Raw genomic sequence first — 21,526 nt, 5'->3', positions numbered from 1 at the left:
GATACTATAATTAAAGTATCGATTCTTCCGTTACAAGGCAAAAGCCTTTGTCCGTGTTCGTCAGATATTTGTTAATCCTCTTCTTATGTGGTCAATACGCCACCGCGCAGCCGTACTACACACGTGTGCGCGGGGCATTTGGCGCCGATGCGTTTGGTCTTGCGCCGCGGGGAGCCATCGCTGCCGAAGCTGCTTTCGGTTATCTCAAAAAGTCGTTCTGGGACGTTCAGGGAGGACTTGGTTTTATGACCCGGAACGACTTCCGCAGCCCTACGCTTTCCGCCGCATTGACGCATTGCCTCATTTTAAATCCCTACAAACGCAAATCCTGCATTCCCCAGCCGGGCCGCTACCTGGTCGAGGGTTACTTTGAAGCGGGCCTGGGCGCATTTATGGTGGACAGGTATGACGATGGCCTGTATCGCGCACGGAGCAGGCAACGGTTGCTGACGCCTTCCGGAGTGGCGGGTTTTCGCTTTCACCTGGTATCGCGGAAATGGATTTATATGCTTAAACTACGCTACACGCCGCCATTGCTGCGGAATGCGCTCGCCTCGCATGCGGGCGTAGGGGTAGGCGTGGGCTGGCGTTAGGGGAACCCGATGACAAATTCCGCCCCCGGGCGCGAATGTACCTGCAAGCGAAGTTTCAGCAGCTCGGCCAGTTCCTTCACGATCACCAGGCCAATGCCATGCATACCTTGCCCTCCGCCCGGCGACTCGGGATAGGAAGTACCCGTGTTAAACCAGCTCTCCACCGGGCCCGGTAACCCGGAGCCACTGTCCGATACCGACAATGTGATCATCCCGCCTTCCTCGCCCGAACGCACGGTAATCGCACCGGCGGACGTGAACTTGTTCGCATTGTCGATCAGGTTGTGCAGGATCACTTTCAAAAGCTGCGGGTTCGATTTCACGACGAGCGATTCGGGTACATCGCATATGAATACGTTATGCCGGAGGGCGAAAGCGTCCTTGAAAATGGCGGCGACGTCGTCGATCAGTTTGCGCACGGCTATCTCTTCGAAAGTCACCGGGCCGCCCGACACCTGCGATTTCACATACGAAAGCATGTTGTCCAGCAGCGACAGGATTCGCCCCGACGAGTCGCTGACGCTGGTCCCGACGTTTTCTGCCAGGCCATAATCACCTGTTCGAATCAACGAGGGAATTTGCGAAGCGGTAAATTGAATGGATCTTAGCGGGCTGCGAATGTCGTGGCTGATAGAACCGATCAAATGCATTTGCAGCTTGATTTGCTTGATCAGTTCCTGTTCCGAGGCTTCCAATGCGGTGAGCGTTTCTTGCAGGTTGTGCGTTTTTTCCGATACCCGCGATTCGAGGATTTTGTTCAGCCGGTCGGCTTTTTTGAGACGGTTTTTAAAATACATCCAGAAACCCACCGCCGCAAGAAGCAATACCACGATCCTGAATGGCCAGGTCTCGTACCATTTATAGGGTATCATCACCGTGAGCGTCGTCAGCCTTTCCGCATTGCGACCGTAGCCTGCGTTTTTGCGGATTTTCAGGGTATAGGTGCCCGATTCCAGGTTATTGAGGTGGATAGATTGCTGCTCGTTTTCAATGGGAAACCACACCTGCCCCGTTTCCGCTCGCCTGTCGCTCGAAACTGCATAATAGATCTGCTGATTCTCCCTGTTGCCGAGGTAGGGGGAAGAGATGAACACCTTCAAGTCGGTGGCGGTGACGGGAAGTTTTATCCTTGTGCCCGTAAAAGGAACGTCCTGTGAATTACTTTCAATACGGTCGATGAAAATTTTCGAATCGGGTATGTCGACAGGCGTTTCCTCCGGTTTGAAAAAGACCATGCCGTCCAAAGAGGGCAGCGAGACATAGCCGTTGCGTAAACGAACCGCGCAGGGTTGGCAGCCGCCGTCGAATTCGTCGATACGGAAGCCGTCGCGCTTGATGTAGCGATGGTAATACAGGCGGGTGCTGTCGCGAGAACGGGTATAATCCAGCAGATCCCCGCGGAGTATCCGGAACAATCCGTTGTTGGTCGGCATCCAGAAATAGCCATTTTTGTCGAGGATGAGGCAATGCGCCGAGGTCATTTGGCGATTTTTGTCCATGGGAAACTGTGTCAACCGGCCGTTTCGATACAGGCAAAGGCCGTGGTCACGCGTGGCAAACCACAGTTCTCCCTTGTAGGGGATGTAGAGGTTCTTCACGAAAATGCGATCCGTATGCGGTATCAACGAAAAGGATTTGTGACGGAGGTTCACTTTGAACAGCCCCATATCCGCCCCAACCCAGAGCGTCTCTGACCCTTCTTGCAGCATGTAGGTAATGCGGAGAATCTTTCGTGTGAATGTATGCACAGGTACCCCCTTTTCCGACGGATCAATATACCGCAGGCCCTCGAACCGCGTGCCCAGCCAGATTCGACCGGTTGGGTCTTCATATATATGTGAGACTTCGCCGCCCGCGTTCCATTGACCTTTCAATTGGCGGCCCTGCGCGTCGAAACGATAAAGCATGTTGTTCCTCACACACCAGATGTCGCCGGACTCGTCGATGAGCATCGTGCGCTGGTTCATCAAAAATTCCTTCATCGGCTGCGGCAGTTTGTATGCGACCGTCTGTCCGGCTGCACTTTTACCCAGCACGTTGAAAGACGGGGTGATTACCGTACTGTCCGAGAATGCGGAATGGGCATAATAGACATTTGCCTCGCGCTGGTCGCTGCCGATCGTGAGGGTTTCGAATGGCTGAAAGTCAAAAATGAAGAGGCCGTTGCTGAGGCTGCCGAGGTAAAGCCTCCTGTGTTTTTCGTCGAAGAATACGGAAGCCACATTGTTCTTTTGAAAATCGAAGTAGTCGAGCAAAAGCCTGGTGCGGATATTTCCCGGGCTGACCTCCGAAAGCATATATAATTTGTGACCCTGGTAAATGAAAGCGTTTTTCGACAGATCGTGGGAGTAAAGCAGGTATGGCTTCGTCATATCCAGCCTGGGGTCATGGGGGCGAGTGGGTGTAAGCTTTGCGTCCCCGGGCCAGGCGTTCGAACCCGATTCGGGCGCAAGTAGCTCGATATTACCGGCTCGATCGTCGTTGTACAAACTGCGCCCTATCCTGAAAATATCTCGCGGCCAGCTTACCCGTGTAGCGTAACTTTTCGTTTTTTTCCAATTCGCATAAGAATCCAAAGTCCCGTTTTTATGCCAGACGAAAAAACTGCCGATCGATTCCGGAATAATCAAAACGTAGATGGACGGAAACCATATCTTTTTAAAAGACTCCGTCTGGTCGGGCAGGAACCAGTTCATATTGAGCCGATCGGCGTGGCCTTTTGAAAAAAATAAACCGTGGTAGCCCTCTTTCATTTTGAACATCTCACGAATGCGCCTGACCGGTAATGGAACATCCTTGACGGCCCGGCCATCCGCTACCCGGACGTATTCATTTTCATTTGTAAGGGCGTACAAATGATCCGCATCCGGAAGAAAATCCACGAACATACCGCTCTGCAATCCGAGCTTGTTTTTATTGAAAGTAACGAACGACTGCCCGTCAAACCGGACCAGTCCGCCGTAAGTAGTAAGCCAGATAAAGCCATCGTGACCCTGTGTAATAGCTGAGACCGAATTCTGAGGCAGGCCGTTTTCGCCGGTGTAATGCCGGAGCGTGTATTTGGGCACCTGGGCGATACCCTGCAATGCGGCGGGGACGAGTAATAATTGAATTAATATATGTAAAATCAATCTCATAAGCCTTCACGCTCCCAAAACTCAATAGCAAATGCGGCACCGGAAGCCGATGTTGCCCTGATACGTACATTCAACATCCCGGCCAGCTCCTTTACAATCACCAGCCCGATCCCATGAACACTCGGTCCACTTTCCGGCGAATCCTCGTAAATGGCATCGTTGTCATTGAACCAGTTCAGGACGGTTTCCGGCAAGCCCGGGCCGGTATCGGTCACGAGAATTCGGACGACATTACTTTCCTCGCTGGCCGTCACGATTACCGAACCCTCGGCACTATACTTGTTGGCGTTGTCGATCAGGTTGTGCAGGATGATTTTCAGCAGTTGCCGGTTCGATTTGAGCACGAGCGTCTCGGGAACATTATTGACAAACCTGTTTCCCTGAACTTTGAATGAGGCATTGAAAATCACGGCAACTTCGTCGACCAGGCTTCGCGCGGCAAACGTATCTTGCGCCACAGAGCCGCCCGACATCTGTGATTTGATGTAGGAAAGCATGTTTTCAAGTAGCAAAAGCACTCTTCTGGAAGACTCGTTGACACCCGAACCTATCGTTTCCACCAGATTCAGATCGCCCTTTTGAAGAAGATCAGGCACCTTCCCGGACGCGAATTCGATCGATCTCAGCGGGCTCCGGATATCGTGGCTGATAGAGGCGATCAAGTGCATTTGAAGGCGGGTTTGCCGGAGTAGTTCGTGTTCGGATGCTTTCAGCACGCCCAGCGTATCCTGCAAATTGCGGGTCCTTTCGGAGACCCGTGATTCGAGGATTTTGTTCTGCCGGTCGGCTTCTTTCAGCCGGTTTTTAACATAAAGATATATCCCGGCAAGAACCAGTAATGCCAACGCTATTCTGAAAGGCCAGGTTTCGTACCACGCATATGGAATGACGATCGTGAGCGTCGTCATGCGTATCGAATCGGGGCCGAAGCCGCCATTTTTTCGCAATTTCAGGGTATATGTGCCCGAAGAAAGGTTGTTCAGGAGAACAGATTGCTGCTCGTTTTCGATGGGGTACCAGACGTGTTTGGGAGATGCCTTATCGTCCGAAGATACCATGTAATACAGTTGCTGATTTCGGCGGTCGCCCAGGTAGGGCGAGGACACGAATACTTGTATATTGTTGACGTCCGAGAGTTCGATTCGGGAACCACGCGCCTGGATCTGCCTGGAATCGGCCTCGATGCGGTCGATGAAGATTTTTGAATCCGGTGTGTCGATGGGCGTTTCCTCGGGCTTGAAAAAGACCATCCCGTCAATAGAGGGCAAAGACACATAACCATTGCGCAGTCGCACGGCGCAGGGCTGACAGCCTCCATTGAATTCATTTGTGCGGAAACCGCTTTGCTTGTTGTAACGATGGTAGTAGAGCCGGGTACTGTCACCATGGCTGATGTAGTCCAGCAGGTCGCGGCGAAGAACGCGGAACAGCCCATTATTGGTAGGAATCCAAAGGTAACCTTTTTTGTCGCTCATAATGCAATGCGCGTTTGCAAGGGAGCGGTCCCTGTCGAGCGGAAACCGGGTGACATGGCCGTTTTTAAGTACGAAAAAGCCGTTTTCATAGGTAGTAAACCAAAGTTCGCCCGGACGCTCCAGCCACAAGCTCCTGATATTGTTTTTCGCTGCTGCGGGGGTTTTGGACAAGGTCTTACGCGCGAGATTTACTCTGTATAAATCCCAGTAGGTAGCGACCCAGAGAATGTCTTTGTTTTCCCGGATGATGTGTGCGATGCGCAGCATTCTAGGTGTATAGCTGCTTACGGTTGCTCCCTGCTCTTCGGGATCGATGTATTTCAAGCCAGCCGAATACGTGCCAATCCAGATGCGGCCGCTATCGTCCTGGTACAACACCGTAATATCATTTTCCAGGGGCCAGCTACCCTTCACTTTTTGACTACTTTTGTCGAGGCGGTACAGCCGCCGGTAACCTGCCATCCAGATATCGCCTGAACGGTCCCTGAGCATTATATACCGATCCAATGTCTTCCCAACCGGGTTGGGCAGTACATTTAAAATGTTTTGATTTCCCTTACCTTTCCCAAGTATATGGAAAGACGGGGTGAGCACCGTACTGTCCGAAAATGCCGCCTGGGCGTAGTAGACGTTCGCGCCCGGATCAGCGGCTCCGGTAACCAGGGTTTCAAAAACCTCGAAGTCAAAAATGTAGAAGCCGCTGTTCATCGTACCCAGGTAGAGCCGTCTCTGAGGGCCTTCATAGAAAACGGAAGTGACGCTGTTACGATCAAAGTCGAAATCGCTCAGCAGAAGTTTGGTTAAAAAACGGCCCGGCGAAGTCTCCGATAGTTGGAATAATTGCCCGTCCTGATAAATGAATGAATTACCTGAAAGTTCATCCGCAAAGACCTTGTATTGTTTGCGCAGGTTAGGCCCTGCCGATTCCCCGGGCGCTGGCACAAGTGAAACCTCCCCGCCTGCGATAGCCGTGCCTGCGGAGGCCACAAACCGCATATAGCCCTTCCCGTCGTCATAATATAAGTTTATGCCTACCCTGAAAAACCCGACGGGCGAGGGGATTCCGGTCATGTATGTCTTTTGCAGTTTCCAGTTACGGTAAAGCTCAACTTTTCCACCAGTCGTCCATACGAAAAAATCGCCGTTTGATTCCGGAAGCAGAAATACGCAATATTCGGGTATCCAGTCTTTATGCCACGGGTCTGGCAAGCCCAGCGTGTACATCAGTCCGCGAGACTTTTCATCCGGCTTGAATATCTTGAGAAGATGTTCTTCCATTGGATTTTTATCGACGTTCGCCTCCCCGTCGACGATCCGGACATGGTTTTTGCCGCCGTCACCCAGCGCATATAGCCGATCCGGTTTTCCTTCAATGTCCCCGGTAAAACCTATGAAGGCGTTATACTCGAGCTTAAAACGGTCTTTTCCGAAAGTAACTAACGACTGGCCGTCGAACCGGGACAATCCCATGTTAGTAGTAAGCCAAATGAAGCCATCTCGATCCCGGGTGATCGCGTTGACCGAATTTTGCGACAGACCGTCCTCACTGGTATAATGCCGTAAAGTGTATTTCGGATTTTTTGAGATAGTTTGGGCGTCCAGCGGAGAAATAGCCGCGTGAAACATCATACACAATAGCAAGGTAATAACTCTCAACACTGGGGCTTTCGGGGATATTTATTACAAAATAAGCGAAATCATTCCGTCGCTAATAATAAAAGAAGGACATCTAATCGTAAATACCTGTTCCCAAACCATAGAAATCATTCTATATGTTATTTACGATGATGTAATTGTAACAAAAAGCGTTTCACCCTACTTTTACCGGTATCACCGGCTTATCTTATTTTACTCCCTTACGTCGCGCCCGGACGCGGCTATCGCTCTATTGAACGGGCCATCAGGCCTTACCATCATGAACATCCTCATCATCGACGATCAAACGCTGCTGCGCACCGGCATGCGGCTATTTCTCGAAACTATATCAGCCGATTATCAGCTATTTGAAGCCCCCGACCTCAAAACAGCCCGGGCCATTCTCAAAGAGGACAATGACATCAGGGTGGTGATCACGGAAGTCAAAATCGAGGGGCTGGTTTCGCCGGAAATCATCAAACTGCTCAAATCCGTCAAACCCGGCATCTCCATATTGTTTTACTCCGGCATGTCGGAGCGGATTTTTGCATTGCCCGCATTGCGGGCCGGCGCCGAGGGGTTCGTCATGAAACGTGCCAAACCCGACGAATTGGCCAAAGCGATTGCCATGGTAGGTGCGGGAGGTAAATACATGAGCGTCGAGTTGCAGGCTTCGCTGATCACCATGATCGATACCGACCATCAGAAAGACGGGCTGGAATCGCTGGAAAGGCTCTCGCATCGCGAGCGGGCGATCATGACGCACGTCGTGCAGGGAAAAACCACGAAGGAAATCGCCTTCATGTTCAATCTGAAATGCAACACGGTGAGCACCTATAAGAAGCGGATCTACAAAAAGATGAATGTCACCGATACTTTTGAATTGGCACAGAAAGCAGTCAGTTATTGAAATGATAGAAATGTTTCTATGGGTTACTTTTAGCGGGGACGACGCAATGCGAAATATTTCTAACTAGTTTTGACACAAATCATGACAAGCCGTTGCCGCAGAGAAATTCTGGACAGGTAAGGCTGCGTATATATAATACCGTTTGTTTTGCAGACGGTATCGGGAAAGCTTCGCACTATACACACCTCCCTTTTTAACCCAATATGAATACCCATCAGAATACCCCGAGATCAGTTTAATTCAAATCCAAACTTCTATGCAAAGAAGATTACTACTTTCGCTGGTCATCAGCGGCTGGACTTCCTTTGCCGTTTGCGCCCAGAAATCGGCCCCGCCGGAATCGCAGCGCATGGGCAAGACGGCCATTGAGACCAAAACCTCCCTTTCAAAATCCGTGAGTGAATACCGGGCCGGCTTCGTCGAAAACAAAGGTCAGCTCGCAGATCAAAGCGGAAATGCTAACAGCCAGGTCAAATACCTGCTGCAAAGCGGCCCGCTGCATGTGCAATTGCGTCAGAACGGGTTCAGCTACGATACTTACCTGCGCAAGGGCGGGGGTTCGCGCAAGTTCCACCGCGTAGACGTCGAGCTCGCAGGCGCCAACAACGCCGCAGTCTTGAAGGCCGATATGCCCGGCAATGCCATCAGCAATGTGATCAACGAGCGTGGCGAATTCCGGAACATCCGTAATTTTCAACGCATTACCTACACCGACATTTACCCGGGCATCGACCTGGAATTTGTCACCGACCCGAAATCGGACAAAAATGTAGAATACAACTTCATCGTGCATCCGGGTGCCGATCCTTCGCGCATTCAGTTGCGCTACCGTGGGAGCAAAAAGGTGGCACTCAGCGGCAACCGCATTGTGATGGAAACCGCCCACGGCAAAATGCAGGAGCGCATTCCGGCCAGCTGGGTAGGCGCTCAGCGCAAGCCGGTCAACGTCTCTTACAAAGCACTCGGCCAGGACGTATTTGCTTTTCACGTACCGGCATACGACAAGCGCCAGACATTGGTAATCGACCCGTCGCCTAACCTTGAATGGGCTACCTATTACGGTGGCAGCGGCGCCGACGAAATCACAGCCATCGATACGGATGAAAGCGGGAACATTTATGCCGTAGGGTATACCAACAGTAGCAATAACATTGCGTCGGGCGGAGCTTATCAAGGGTCCTTCGTCGGAGAAAACGACTTTTTTATCGCCAAGTTCAACAGCGCCGGAGTTCGCCAGTGGAGTACTTATTACGGTGGCGATGAGTCGGACCAAGCTTATGGAATCACCATTCGAAATGGCCAGGTTTACATGGGTGGGCATACTAAAAGTGAAGGCTTGGCGACACCAGGCGCACACCAGGCAGCAGCCAACTTAATAACCAATGAGGCAGAAATTCCTTTCCTGGCACGCTTCGACGCGAACACCGGAGCGCGGGTGTGGGCTACCTATTACGGCGGTGCAGGTGATAACGCTCGTCCGGGGTGGTTTGAATGCCTGAAAGTCGATGCCCAAGGCAACCTGTTCGCACTGGGGGGAAGCAGGGTTAATGTAGGTGTAATTGGTGTCGGGGACATTGCTACACCAGGCGCCTTTCGCACGGTTGGTGGAACCAATACCTCTTTTCTGGTCAAGTTTGATGTTTCTGGCGTCAGACAGTGGGGAACTTACGTAGCTGGTCGCACCGCAAGTGCGGTTACGCTTACTCCGGATGGAGGCTTGGCATTAGACATGGGTAGCGACGGCAACGTCTATGTAGGCGGCACAGGTACCAATGCAACCGACGACGTGGGTTTCCCATCAGGGGTGGGCGAGGGAACTACGGTCCAAAAAGGCTATATCGGTAAATTCGACGGTGTTAGCGGGGCAAGAATCTGGGGGCGGTTTTTCAATACCACCATTACCGGATTGAAAGTGGATGAAAGCAATAGCAGGCTGCACGTGGTGGGAAGCGCTACTGTGACGACCGGCGTAGCATCATCTGGGGCCTTTCGTACTTCGTTGGCGGCAGCTCGTGACGGTATTTGGGCCAGTTTCGATTTGACGGGGCATTATCTGAGCGGCACCTACCTGGGCGCTATATCTACCGGAACTGCTTTTGCGAGAGCGTTGGATTGTGCGTTGGATGGCAAAGGCAACTTGCTGATTATGGGTATTTCCAATGCGAACGGCGGCGGTTTGGCCAGCGATTGCGCTTATCAGGTAACGCCTAGTGAAGGCGGGGATATTTTCGTTAACAAATTCAGCATCGCGACCGGGCAGCGGCTATGGGGGACTTACTTCGGCGGTGCCGGTGCAGAGGGCGGATATGGCACTGCAGGAGCAAATGGAATGGCTCGAACTATGTACAACATGGCCATGGCCAGCGATGGAGGTATTTTGCTGGGTTTTACCTCTTCGAGTAACGGCCTGGCTACCATAGGCAGTCATCAGGCAGTCTCTGGTGGAACTCCCGACGGGATGATCGTCAAATTCAACCAGAATGCATTGCCGGCTGGTCTCGCAGTTTCGGCCACAAGCGTTTCACCGATGACGCAAACCGCCTGTATCCTCGGTATCCCGGGGATAATCACGGGTAATACGGTAAGCATTACCGCTCCGGCGGGCTATCGCAGCCAGCTTACGTATCAATGGCAGAAAGCCGACGCGGCTACCGGTCCGTGGGCGGATATCCCGGGCGAAGTTTTCAAGGATTTGCAGCCTGAGGCTTCGCAAACCACTATTTACTACCGTCGTTTGGTGAAAACCTATGGCCAGGATTGTTTGCCTGTACAGGTGGATTCATCGCAGGTGGCAGAAGTGGTGATCGGCGCCAATGCGGCCCCGATCGCTAATGCGGACGGACCGCAATGGTTCGTGTGCGCATCCAACACCGTTACCCTGAATGGCTCGGCCACGGGCGGCTCGGGCGCATTTACCTACCAATGGTTCGAAGGTAGCTCCGTGAATGGTACCCTGCGGGCCAGCACCGAATCCTGGACGACCCCGGCCGTAACGCAGGCGACTACCTACACCTTGCAGGTAAGCGACGCTGCGGGCTGTACGGACATCGACCAGGTGACGATCGTGCCGGTAGCGGCCGCAGCCGGCCCTGCCAAATCGGTCTGCGAAGGAACCGGCGGCGTGCAGATCGGAACGCCTGCGATTGTAAGTCCGATGGTATCCTATGCCTGGACACGTGTTTCAGGGGATCCGCTCACTACATTGAGCTGCACCACCTGCGCACAACCGCTCGCTAACCCGGCCGTAACGACCGTATACCGCGTAACCGTGACGGTTCAACGCAAGGATGGCACGACCTGTACCTCATTCAACAATGTGACGGTAACACCGGTTGCTGCGCCTGGCGGAACCGTAGCATTCGCGGGAGCTGATCAAACCATTTGTAAAAACACTTCGGTAACCCTGGGCGGCACTGAGGACGCTACATTTGCCTACACCTGGACAACGGGACAATACCTCGATAACCCGCAGGTGGCAAACCCTGTTTTCAATGCAGGGACAGCCGGTGTGACGGGCGGTGCGATCACCTATAACGTTACGGCTGTGAAAACCGGCTGTACTTTCAACGATCAGGTGAAAGTAACCGTGCTCAATAACCGTATTACCGATCAGGACGAAACTGTTTGCGGCCCCGTTTGGAGCAAACATCTGGACGAAGACAATGCGCCGGGCGCAGTTTATACTTGGAGCATTGTTTCGGGCGATGGCGTAATACTGAAAACCGGCAATGACGGCAAAGACGCGTATCTGAAAAGCAATACCGGCGTTACCACTTTCCGCCGCACCGTTAGCCTGAATGGCGTGGAATGCAGCGCGGAAGTTTCCGTTCAGCCTTGTGCAGGCGGCCCCGGCTCTTGTGATTTCGAGATCGTGACGCTTTCCGATCAGGATTGTCCCAAGATTTTCGATGGCTCCGTTCTGAAACTGGGAACCAGCGTGAGCAATGCTTCCGACTACAACTTCTCGTGGAGCCCTGCCAACCTGGTAGACAATGCGCGTGCGGCTACGGTAAATATTACTTCCACGGCGCAGGCGACCATTACGGTAACCATTACCAATAAATACGATGCATCTGTTAGCTGTGTGAAATCCATCGTAATCAATCCGCCGGGCTGGTCGATGCCGGTATTTACTGCCGAAGACAAATTTGTTTGTGCGGGCGTGCCTGTACGCATCGGCCAGACGCCCGTGGATGGCTTTACCTACGGCTGGACGCCGACGGCCGGCCTGGACAATGCAGCCCTGGCCAACCCGTACGCGACCGTCAATACGACTACCGAATTCCGCGTGCTGATCACCGAAACCGCTTCCGGCTGTAAACTCCGCGATACGGTTACCGTGAATGTGGCAACGCCGGTAGCAGCAGCGGGTATCGACCGTACGATCTGTAACGGCGGAACCGTTACCCTGGGAACAGCCGCACCTGTCGGTACCAACTGGCAATATGCATGGGAGCCTTCCAATGCAGCGTGGGTGAATGGATCGGGCGCTACCGACGCGCAGCCGCAGGTACAATTTGCTTCTGCCTCACCGCAAACTTTCAAGCTGACCGTCACCGATCCATTGTCGGGCTGCACGGCTACCGACGAGGTCATACTCAGCAATGCGGTTACCGCCGGCGAGTATGCGGGCGAAGGCGCCACCACGTGTGTGGGTGAACCTGTAACCATCGGACGCGGAGGGGATGCATCCGCGCAATACGAATGGTTTATGGCCGATGGCATTACGCCGGCAACCGGCCTGAGCAGCAATACCGCCGCCAATCCGACGGTACTGAACCCGACCGTAACCATTACCTACGTGGTAAAAGTAAGCTACCCGGGCTGCGTAACACCGGTGAGCGATGAGGTAACCGTCATCGTGAACGGCGAATCGGGCCTGGAACTGGCTGATAAAAATATCTGCCCGGCAGGACCGGTCGAGATCGGTTATGGTGCTGCGGGCAACCCGGCCGCACCGGCGGGCGCTACGTATGCATGGGCACCTTCGACGGGCCTGAGCAATGCGACGGCAGCCAATCCTACGGCCACCGTTACCGGTACGATGGATTACATTGTAACGGTAACCCTGGCGAGCGGATGTGTGTTCAAAGACACTGTAACCGTTACACAGCCTGCCAATGCGGGCGTGGACGTGGCGGTATGTCCGGGTGAATCGGTGGTGATCGGTACTCCGGCTATCGACGGCGCTACCTACGCATGGACGGGAGCGGGTATCGCGGGCGCGGCCGATGTGGCCCAGCCAACGGTGAAACCTACGGCTACCACTACTTATACCGTACAAGTGACTGTCGACGGATGTACTTCCACCGACCAGGTTGTGGTGACGGTGAATACTCCGGCAGCATTCAGTATTACCGGTAGCACTGCCATTTGCGAAGGCGGCGTAACCACCCTTTCGGTGGCTGGCCCGGCGGTCGGAAGTACCTGGCAATGGACGCCGGTAGCGGGTGTGGCAAGCCCTAACAGCCCTACCACGACGATAACCGGCTCGGCGACGCGCACTTATCGTTTAACCCAAACCATTACCGCAACAGGTTGTAGCAACTACAAGGAGGTGATCGTGGTGGTGAGCCCGAATACCATTGCGGCAACCACCGGAGACCTGGCACTTTGCGCAGGAACCCAGGGTACGCTGCCATTGAATGTTACCTCAACAGGCGACTACTCTTACGCATGGAGCCCTGCCGCCGGCCTTTCCAATGCATTTGTTGCGAACCCGACATTCACCGCCAATGCAGCCGGAGCTTATACGGTTACGATTACCGACAATGCAGGCCAATGCCAGCTGACGAAAACAGTGAATGTCGCCATCAATGCACCTGAGGCATGTCTGGCACCTGCCAACGTGTCGGGTAATGTATTCCACGACGGAAACGGACTGAAAGATGTGACGGTCAATGCGAGCAATGCGCAGGCGTTGCCGACGGGACTGTACGTAACACTCGTGAATGCAAGCGGGGCGGCAGTGAAAACCGTGGCGGTGAATGCGGATGGTACCTATGACCTGGGTGCTACGAATGCCGGTACTTACAGCATTGTATTGCATCAGAATGCAGCAGGTTCGACCTCTGCTAACCTGCCTGCGGGTTGGATCAACACGGGCGAAAACCTGGGCGCAGGCGTGGGTAGCGATGATGCCGTGAATGGTATCCTTACCAGCATCATCGTTTCAGGCCAAAGTGTGAGCAATGCCAATTTCGGTATCCAGCGGCCTCCGTTGGCCGATTCGAAGGATTTCCTTATCGATCAGCCGATACCTAATGCCACGATCACACTGAACGGCACACATTCCAGCGGGGGATCGGGCACATCGTCGCCCAACCAGCTGACCGGAAGCGACACGGAGGATGGCACGCTGAATGGTTCTGGCAAGAACCGTACGGTGGTGATCACGGCATTGCCTGGCACAGCCGAACTGTATTACAACGGTACGCTCGTCACACAAGGACAGGTGATCCCCGCCTACGACCCGGCATTGATGGCTATCAAACTGACCGGCACGGGTTATACCAATGTTACTTTCGAATATGCTTACCTGGATGAGGCCGGCGAACAATCGTCACCGGTACCTTACACGGTGCGCTGGGATGCTCCGCTTCCGGTGAAACTGGTGTCGTTCCTGGCTGTCGCGCGTGAAAATGTGGTGGACCTGAACTGGGTTACGACCGAAGAAACCAACAGCGACCGGTTCGAGGTGCAGCGCAGTGTCGATGGCAAGGCGTGGAATGCGATCGGAAGCGTGAAGGCGGAAGGGGAGAGTGCAGTGCGGAAGACGTATGCATTTACAGATCACCAGCCGGAGGCTGGCGCTGGCGGTGCTAGCGGCGCATTGCTGTACCGATTGAAAATGATTGACAGAGACAGCACTTTCGCATTCAGCAGCATCCGAAGCGTACGTTTCGACAGCGGGTTGAAAAGCAGCGTTTATCCGAACCCGGTATCGACCGTGCTCCATTTGCAGGTAACGAGCTGGAAGCAGGTCAAAACAATCCGCATTAACAATCTTTCGGGTATCCGGGTTTACAGTTCAGGACCGGTAGAATCGGGCAGTATCGATGTATCACGGCTTGAATCAGGAGTTTATATAGTTCACATAACGCACATGGACGGATCTGTTCACACACACAAGTTCGTCCACATTCAATAGAAGCATGTACGGTTGCCCGTTCGCTACGGGCAACCGTCATTTTTTTGCACCAATTTTAAGTCTTAACCCACTGTTTCAACTATGAAAATCCTCGTTATCGACGGCCATCCTCTCATGCGATCGGCTATTAAACGGGAAGTAAAAGACCACAAACCCCAGGCCAGGGTCACGCTCGCCGGGCAACTGGAAGAAGCTATGAATGTGATTGAAAACCAGTCTTTTGACATGACGATTATCGAAATAGGCATTCCCGGCGGGAGTATGCACACGATCAGGGAAATGCGGATGACAGGGCGGGCGGGTAAAATATTGGTCTATTCATCGATGAGCGAGGCTACCTATGCGCTTCCGGCGGTTTCTTCCGGTGCACACGGGTTTTTGTCGAAAGACGGCACCGGCGACGAGCTGCGGATCGCGATCGATATGGTACTCGAATCAAAAACCTATTTCAGCAAAACCATTCAGGAAAGCCTGCTCTCGCGGGTGATTGCCAATGTGGATGCCTCCGACCATAACCCGTTGCAAACCCTCACGCCACGCGAGCGGCTGGTGGTGCATTTGCTGTTGCAAGGGAACAAGATAAGGGCTATTGCCGAAATGCTGGACCTGAAAGAAAGCACGGTCAGTACGTTCAAAGCGAACGTTTTCAAGAAGTTACAGGTGGGTAACCTGGTGGCTTTGTCGGAGAAAATGGAAATGTTGCGGTAGCCTGCCGAATGGAGGCTACCTGAAACAGATCAACTAGGCAGTGGCGGCGACGTCGTCGATGATTTTCGAGAGTTCAATCGCACTCGTCACGCCGCATTTGTTAAAAATCTTCTTCTTAAAAGTACTGACGGTACTCAATTTCAGCTGCAACTGGGTAGCTATCTCCTTCGTCCACATTCCTTTGATCAATAACCTGCTGATTTCCAGTTCCCGCTCCGTCAATCCGATCCATTTCCGGCGCTTGATTTTGTTGTAATTCTGGGGCAACTGCGTCACAAGCTGCTCTTTCACCACTTCGCTGAGGTATTTCTTCTCGTTCACCACCGCCAACACCGCTTCTCCATACATTTCCGGGTCCGAGCGCTTCGATAAATAACCGTCTGCGCCGGCCTGTACATATTTCAATGCATATTTTTCTTCCGGTAGTCCGCTGAATATCAGTATTTTGGATTCCTTTCTAACGGTCTTGATCATGTCGATCATCTTTACATCCTGGCCTCCGGGTAGGTGGATGTCCAGTACAACGAGGTCAATCGGCTTTTCCTGGACAAGCCGGAGCCCCTCATTAAAATCTTCGCACTCGAAAATCGATGCGTTTTGAAATACTTCGCGTATCACCAGGCGCATGCCCATTCTCACAACGGCATGATCTTCAATTAGTAATGCATTCATCTGACTGGTAGATTTAGTTCATATCAACAGCGGGAACGGCTTGTTCGAATCAAAACTACGCTTGTAGAGACAGGGCTACAATAGACAAGTTGGCTTTCACGTGTAAACATAGTACTACAATCCTCCATGGAGTTTCGCTTAGTTTTTTGTTTATTCGTGTTATCATTGAGAACCACCGTACCATTGCATTCAGCACCCACCCGAGTCCTATTAGTTGAAGATCATGACATTGTGCGTATTGCCACGGGCATACTCGTGCAGGAAACCATTGGTCATGCCACTATCGATACCGCCAGCAATTTCAAAGAAGCCGTTCAGGCCGTTTCATCGAACACCTACCGTCTGATCATCCTCGACCTGAGCATTCCCGGCACCGATTATTTGCTCACGATCGAAAAGTTGCGTTCGTTGCAGCCAGCGGCGCTGATCCTCGTGTTTTCTGGCCAGAAGGAAGAATTGTACGGCGTGCATTGCATGCGTGCGGGAGCTGCGGGGTTTGTTTCCAAAGAATCAAAGGCGACCGACTTGCAGGAAGCGATCCGCGTTGTGCTGAAAGGCCAAAAATACCTGAGCCCGGTCGTACGTGAGCAACTGCTGAATTCGATGACGCAACAGGCGGCCTCCGACCCCGCCGAACTTTTGTCGGCCAAAGAGCTGGTGGTGATGGAAATGCTGCTGGCAGGCAAATGGACGAAGGACATCGCCGGCCAATTGAATTTGAAAAGTACCACGGTCAGCACTTTCAAGGCACGTATTTTTAAAAAGCTTGGCGTTAATAATCTGCTGGACCTTGCTAAACGCGTCGAACTTTACCACCTCTCCAAATAGCTTCCCCTTTTTCCTCGAATCCGTGGGTACAAATACCTCCATTTGTGCTCGATATCTGCTGATGGTTAAGTATAGAATAATTTCGATACTTTGAGAAAAATGATCTTATTAACTTATTGATAATAAGGTATTTGATGAAAATGCAGATTTCGCATAACCCTGTGCTCCCTCAATTCGGATACAATTTTCCCGCTACTTTGTAGATATAGTTTGCAAGGCAGATGCGCTGCCTGCAAGGCCACGATCCTGGTGGGTCGGAGTGCCATTTGAGCCCCATTCATTTAAAAACAGATCATAGTACCCATTTAGAAACAGGCCCTGTTTTCGACCGGTAAGGGTGCGCCCTTTTTTTGATCAAAAATTCAATCGCTTATCAATTCCATACTCTTTTTCAATGATTTATTAATTAAAACAAATTACAAACATGCAAGTGAAACAACTACTAACACGCACAGCCGGTGCACTCGGAGTCACCGCCGGATTGCTTTTTGCGAGCTCGCCATTGATGGCGCAGATGAAGATCGGTGGAGATCCGAACACGATCAATCCGAGTTCTATTCTGGAATTGGAAAGTGCTACCAAGGGGCTCTTGTTGCCGAGAGTTGCGCTAACGTCTGTCAACAGCGCAGCGCCGGTAACCAATGCTGTGGCAGGTATGCACGTTTACAACACGACGGATAACGCAGAACTGCAAGCGGGTGAGTATTTCTTTGATGGTTCGTCCTGGGTAAGGTTGAACTCGAACGACGTATTCAACTATACCGAAGGTTCTGGTGCTCCAACAGGTAGTTGCCCTGCAAAAACTATCTATACCGATACACTCGAAACCAGTGGTACTTATGGCCAGCAATGGAACTGTATCGGAGGATCCTGGGTGACTTATTCATCTCCTACCAAAACACCTTTCTTTGCAGGATTGACGTCGAACGACGCAGGTGGTGCAAAGCGTGGATTGATCTCTCGATTCGGTCATATCGTAGTGCGACGCGAATTGCCGGTTAACTCGGGTAAAGTAACAATTACACCGGGAGGTATCATTCAGCTTTACAGAGGTGCTGGCATCGACGCCGGATATGGTGGGGCAATCGATTTTACAAACCTTGCGGGCAATCCACTTCAATACCGCATTGCGGTACGACCTACCGTTCAAAATGGTAATGGAGGATTGGTGTTCCACACCACGGCTCCTGGCGATACTCCACTGCCGAGAATGATGCTTACTCCTAGTGGTAAACTCGGTATCGGTGTTACACTCGTTGAAGCGCCAAACCTGGTCCATATCAACGGCTCGCTCCAAGGATCTGAGCAAGAAGTCGATGCAGCTGGACTTGCCCAGGGAACTGCGGACCTAAGTGGTTACCGACTTTTTCAGGAAGGTGGCTCTACTAACAAAGCCCAGGTTATCGTTCAGTCTGGCGATAATTTTGCAAACCTGGTGCTAACGAAAAGGACATTACCTAACCCTACCCAAGACCCGTTCGTTGTATTCCGCGTGAATGGTGCAGAACAGGGTAGAATTTTCCGTGATAACAATGGCGATGTACGTTTCCCTGCTCCAACATCTGACCGTCGCTTGAAAGAGAACATCAAAAGCACACATTATTCCATCAACGATTTGATGAAAATAGGAGTGGTTGAATACAATTACATAACCAACCCTTCGAAGGAGCGTACAATCGGTTTCATTGCTCAGGATCTTTACAAAGTGTTCCCAGAAGCGGTTACCGTTGGCGGCGAGGATGCTAAAACAAACCCATGGAGAGTGGATGCTAACAAAGTAACGCCGCTTCTCGTAAAAGCAGTTCAGGATCAGCAAAAAGAGATCGAATCGCTGAAAGCACAACTGAGCGAAATGAATGCTTTGAAAGCAGAAGTAGCCAGCATCAAGGCGATGTTGGGCAATGCCGGGGAGAAATCATCTGAGGCTACCATCTCAAAATAAGCGCACTATGCACAAAATCATCCATAAAAAGCTCTTCGGCCTGAGCGCGGCTATGTGCCTGTCGCTCTCGCTGATGACCGATCCGGTGGTGGCGCAGTCCGGCAGTCAGGGTAATGTGAGCATCGCAAGCGGCACGCAGGTGACCGTGTTTGGTGCACACACCTTCCTGGCGGGAGGCACCGGCACCCAGCCCGGGATCATCAAAACCGACCGCAGTGCGACGCCCGGCATCTTTGGTTTCGGCCCGACAGCGACCTACACAGGGGCCAACGACGCCAACCATGTTGATGGCTACGTGTCCAAGGTGGGAAACAATTTTACTTTCCCCGTCGGTGACGGAACCAAACTGCGTACGATCGAGATTTCGTCGGCTACTCCGATAGCGAATGTGTACCGGGCCGCATACTTTTCCGACGCACCAGCTCCGGCAGACGCCAATGTAAGTACAGTGGAATACTGGGACCTGGAAGGGGCAGCGCCGGTTGACGTGAAACTTGCATGGGATGCCGCCAGTGATCTGACAACGCTGACCAATTCGCTCTTCTTCCAGCTGATCCTGGTTGGATACAACACGAGTACTAACAAATGGGAATCTCTCGGAAGAGGCAACACAGGAGATGTTACCGGTACGCTGACGGCTGGCACCATTACCGCAAGGGGCGTAGATCCAACTAAATACTCGGCCATTACTTTCGGGGTGGACAAAGCGCTTCCGGTAACCCTGGTAGCATTCGACGCCCGCAAGGAAGGTTCGACGACCTCGCTGAACTGGGCTACTACTGCTGAAACCAACAGCGACCGCTTCGAGATCGAGCGCAGTGCGAACGGCAAGGCGTGGAGCAAGATCGGTACCGTGGCTTCCAACGGCGAAAGCAAGGTGCTCGTTAACTACAAATTCAGCGATGCAAGCCCGTTGGGCGGTGAAAACCTTTACCGCCTGAGAATGGTCGATAAGGACGAAACCTTCGCGTACAGCGCCATCAAAAGTGTAACCTTCGATCATCTGGCCAAACAACTCGCTTACCCGAACCCTGCGCGTGACATCGTGTACATTCAGGATGCGGATCATGTGAAGAGCGTTTCGGTGATCGACATGAACGGCAAGACCGTGAAAGAAGCGGGTATCGCGGCAGGCGGAAGCTTCCGCGTCGATGGCCTTGCAGCCGGGATGTACCTCGTGAAAGTTGTTGACAATGATGGGGGAGTGAAATCACAGAAGATCATGATTGCAAGATAAACGCTTCATGTGTTAAACCTCTTTATGCAAACAGGCACCGGGAATTTCCTGGTGCCTGTTTTATTTTGGGACTTATGTTGAAGAAGCATGAGGTTTTAAAGAAGCCAAATGAGGTCGTCGAAATTGACCTTGTCGGGATGCAGCGCTTTGACCAATGCGCTCCCGATACCGGCGATCCCTTCGCAGAATGCCAGATTTTTTTGCATGTTCCAGGGATTTTCGGATGTTTTGTAGCCTGCAAAACCGTCGGTGTGCATATCGAACCGGAGGATTTGACGGTACCAGAAACTGGCGGCGTCTTCGAGCGTCTGATCGTAGGTGAGCCGTGCAGCGCGGTCGAACAGCAATGCGAGGCCGGCGGCACCGTAATGTAAACCGGCGTCCCTCATGCTGCTGGAATGTTCCTGGCGGCATTTGGCATATTTCCGCAGCATATCCAGCCCGTCACGCGTCCAGGCAGGATTGCCGAATGCCGCACCGGTCCGCAGCAATGCATACCCGATCTCCGCATTCGGGTCGGGCTGCTGGTTATCAATATATATGATCGCCTCGTTGACGATCCCTTCCAGAAAATCGGCCGGGCAAAGCCCCATTTCAATCGACCTGGCGAGGAAAAGGAGTACTGCCGTGGTTTCGGAGGGGGAATACAGGGGGCTCCTCGTATGATGCCCGTTCACGCCCGACTTCCAGTAGCAACCCTCGCCCGTAGGTATCGCGTAACGCACGATGCCCTGAACCAGCTCTTCGATCACCGGCTGTGCGAATGGCCTGTTGTAATAACTTCTCTGAAGAAAGTAGAGGCCGTAGCCGAGCGCCCCGTTCGCAAAGCCGCCCAGGTTCCCGGTATAGAGCTCGGCGCGCATTTTTTTGAGCAAAACGGCGTCGATATCGCTCAGGAAAACATTGGGGTCGAGGTCGAGCACGCTTACCTGGCAAAGGTATTGCGCCACTGCGCCCAGGCCGGCAAAGTCCTGTGGGTAGGCTTTCAGCGGATCGCTGTCGACCAGGTCGCACGCGTGGTCGAACGCGTCGCGTGCATCGTCGAGGTATTGCTTTTTCCCCGAATGCACGGCATATAAGTAAGTGAACACAGAAACTCCCAGGTAACCCCGGGTAAAACCGAAACTGCTCAACTGCTTTTTGTGTGTCCTTACAACTTCATAGATTTCATCGATTTTGGCAGCGGCGATCATCGCCGATAGCCCCGATATTCCTGTTGATGTCGTCATGGTACTCGTT

At 52.5% G+C, this 21,526-nt stretch carries 11 protein-coding genes; 7 read left to right on the top strand and 4 right to left on the bottom strand.

What is annotated here, in order from left to right; genetic code table 11:
- Positions 1–53 precede the first annotated feature (53 nt).
- Entirely contained in the window at positions 54–593 is a 540-nt protein-coding gene (locus BMW93_RS24710; RefSeq protein ID WP_143061718.1) for a hypothetical protein, read from the top strand.
- Here the strand turns inward: BMW93_RS24710 and BMW93_RS24705 are convergent.
- Together BMW93_RS24705 and BMW93_RS24700 are read right to left on the bottom strand one after the other, a co-directional pair.
- Positions 590–3,730, bottom strand: coding sequence for an ATP-binding protein (locus BMW93_RS24705; RefSeq protein WP_090382641.1), 3,141 nt, complete (start codon positions 3,728–3,730; stop codon positions 590–592). The genes BMW93_RS24710 and BMW93_RS24705 overlap by 4 nt on opposite strands.
- Positions 3,727–6,834 carry a HAMP domain-containing sensor histidine kinase gene (locus tag BMW93_RS24700; RefSeq protein WP_090382639.1) on the bottom strand — a complete coding sequence of 1,036 codons (3,108 nt, stop codon included), beginning with the start codon at positions 6,832–6,834 and terminating at the stop codon, positions 3,727–3,729. The genes BMW93_RS24705 and BMW93_RS24700 overlap by 4 nt, the downstream gene beginning before the upstream one ends.
- 286 nt (positions 6,835–7,120) lie before the next feature.
- Here BMW93_RS24700 and BMW93_RS24695 point away from each other — a divergent pair, with 286 nt between their 5' ends.
- From BMW93_RS24695 to BMW93_RS24685, 3 genes are all read left to right on the top strand, one after another.
- Entirely contained in the window at positions 7,121–7,750 is a 630-nt protein-coding gene (locus BMW93_RS24695; RefSeq protein WP_090382636.1) for a response regulator transcription factor, read from the top strand.
- A gap of 256 nt (positions 7,751–8,006) precedes the next feature.
- Positions 8,007–14,900 (top strand): T9SS type A sorting domain-containing protein, encoded by a 6,894-nt coding sequence (locus tag BMW93_RS24690; RefSeq protein ID WP_090382634.1) that lies wholly within the window; start codon positions 8,007–8,009, stop codon positions 14,898–14,900.
- 81 nt (positions 14,901–14,981) lie between these two features.
- Positions 14,982–15,608, top strand: coding sequence for a response regulator transcription factor (locus BMW93_RS24685; protein WP_090382631.1), 627 nt, complete (start codon positions 14,982–14,984; stop codon positions 15,606–15,608).
- Positions 15,609–15,641: 33 nt separating this feature from the next.
- Here BMW93_RS24685 and BMW93_RS24680 read toward each other — a convergent pair whose 3' ends face one another.
- A complete protein-coding gene (locus tag BMW93_RS24680; protein WP_090382630.1) occupies positions 15,642–16,280 on the bottom strand; it encodes a response regulator transcription factor in 639 nt (212 codons plus the stop codon).
- Between the two features lie 126 nt (positions 16,281–16,406).
- Between BMW93_RS24680 and BMW93_RS24675 the strand changes: the two genes are divergently transcribed.
- The 3 genes from BMW93_RS24675 to BMW93_RS24665 all read left to right on the top strand — a co-directional run bounded on the left by BMW93_RS24675 (position 16,407) and on the right by BMW93_RS24665 (position 20,287).
- Positions 16,407–17,108 (top strand): response regulator transcription factor, encoded by a 702-nt coding sequence (locus BMW93_RS24675; protein ID WP_090382627.1) that lies wholly within the window; start codon positions 16,407–16,409, stop codon positions 17,106–17,108.
- Positions 17,109–17,532: 424 nt separating this feature from the next.
- Positions 17,533–19,050, top strand: coding sequence for a tail fiber domain-containing protein (locus BMW93_RS24670; protein WP_090382625.1), 1,518 nt, complete (start codon positions 17,533–17,535; stop codon positions 19,048–19,050).
- 7 nt (positions 19,051–19,057) lie between these two features.
- Positions 19,058–20,287: a T9SS type A sorting domain-containing protein gene (locus tag BMW93_RS24665; protein WP_177194187.1), complete on the top strand. Its 1,230-nt coding sequence runs from the start codon at positions 19,058–19,060 to the stop codon at positions 20,285–20,287.
- A 95-nt stretch (positions 20,288–20,382) separates the two neighbouring features.
- Here BMW93_RS24665 and BMW93_RS24660 read toward each other — a convergent pair whose 3' ends face one another.
- A complete protein-coding gene (locus BMW93_RS24660; protein ID WP_143061717.1) occupies positions 20,383–21,516 on the bottom strand; it encodes a hypothetical protein in 1,134 nt (377 codons plus the stop codon).
- Positions 21,517–21,526 lie beyond the last annotated feature (10 nt).

This window comes from Dyadobacter sp. SG02, from assembly GCF_900109045.1.
In the GTDB taxonomy this organism is placed as follows: Bacteria; Bacteroidota; Bacteroidia; order Cytophagales; family Spirosomataceae; genus Dyadobacter.
The sequence above is the reverse complement of the archived record's forward strand: the minus strand, read 5'-3'. Positions and strand labels throughout refer to the sequence as shown.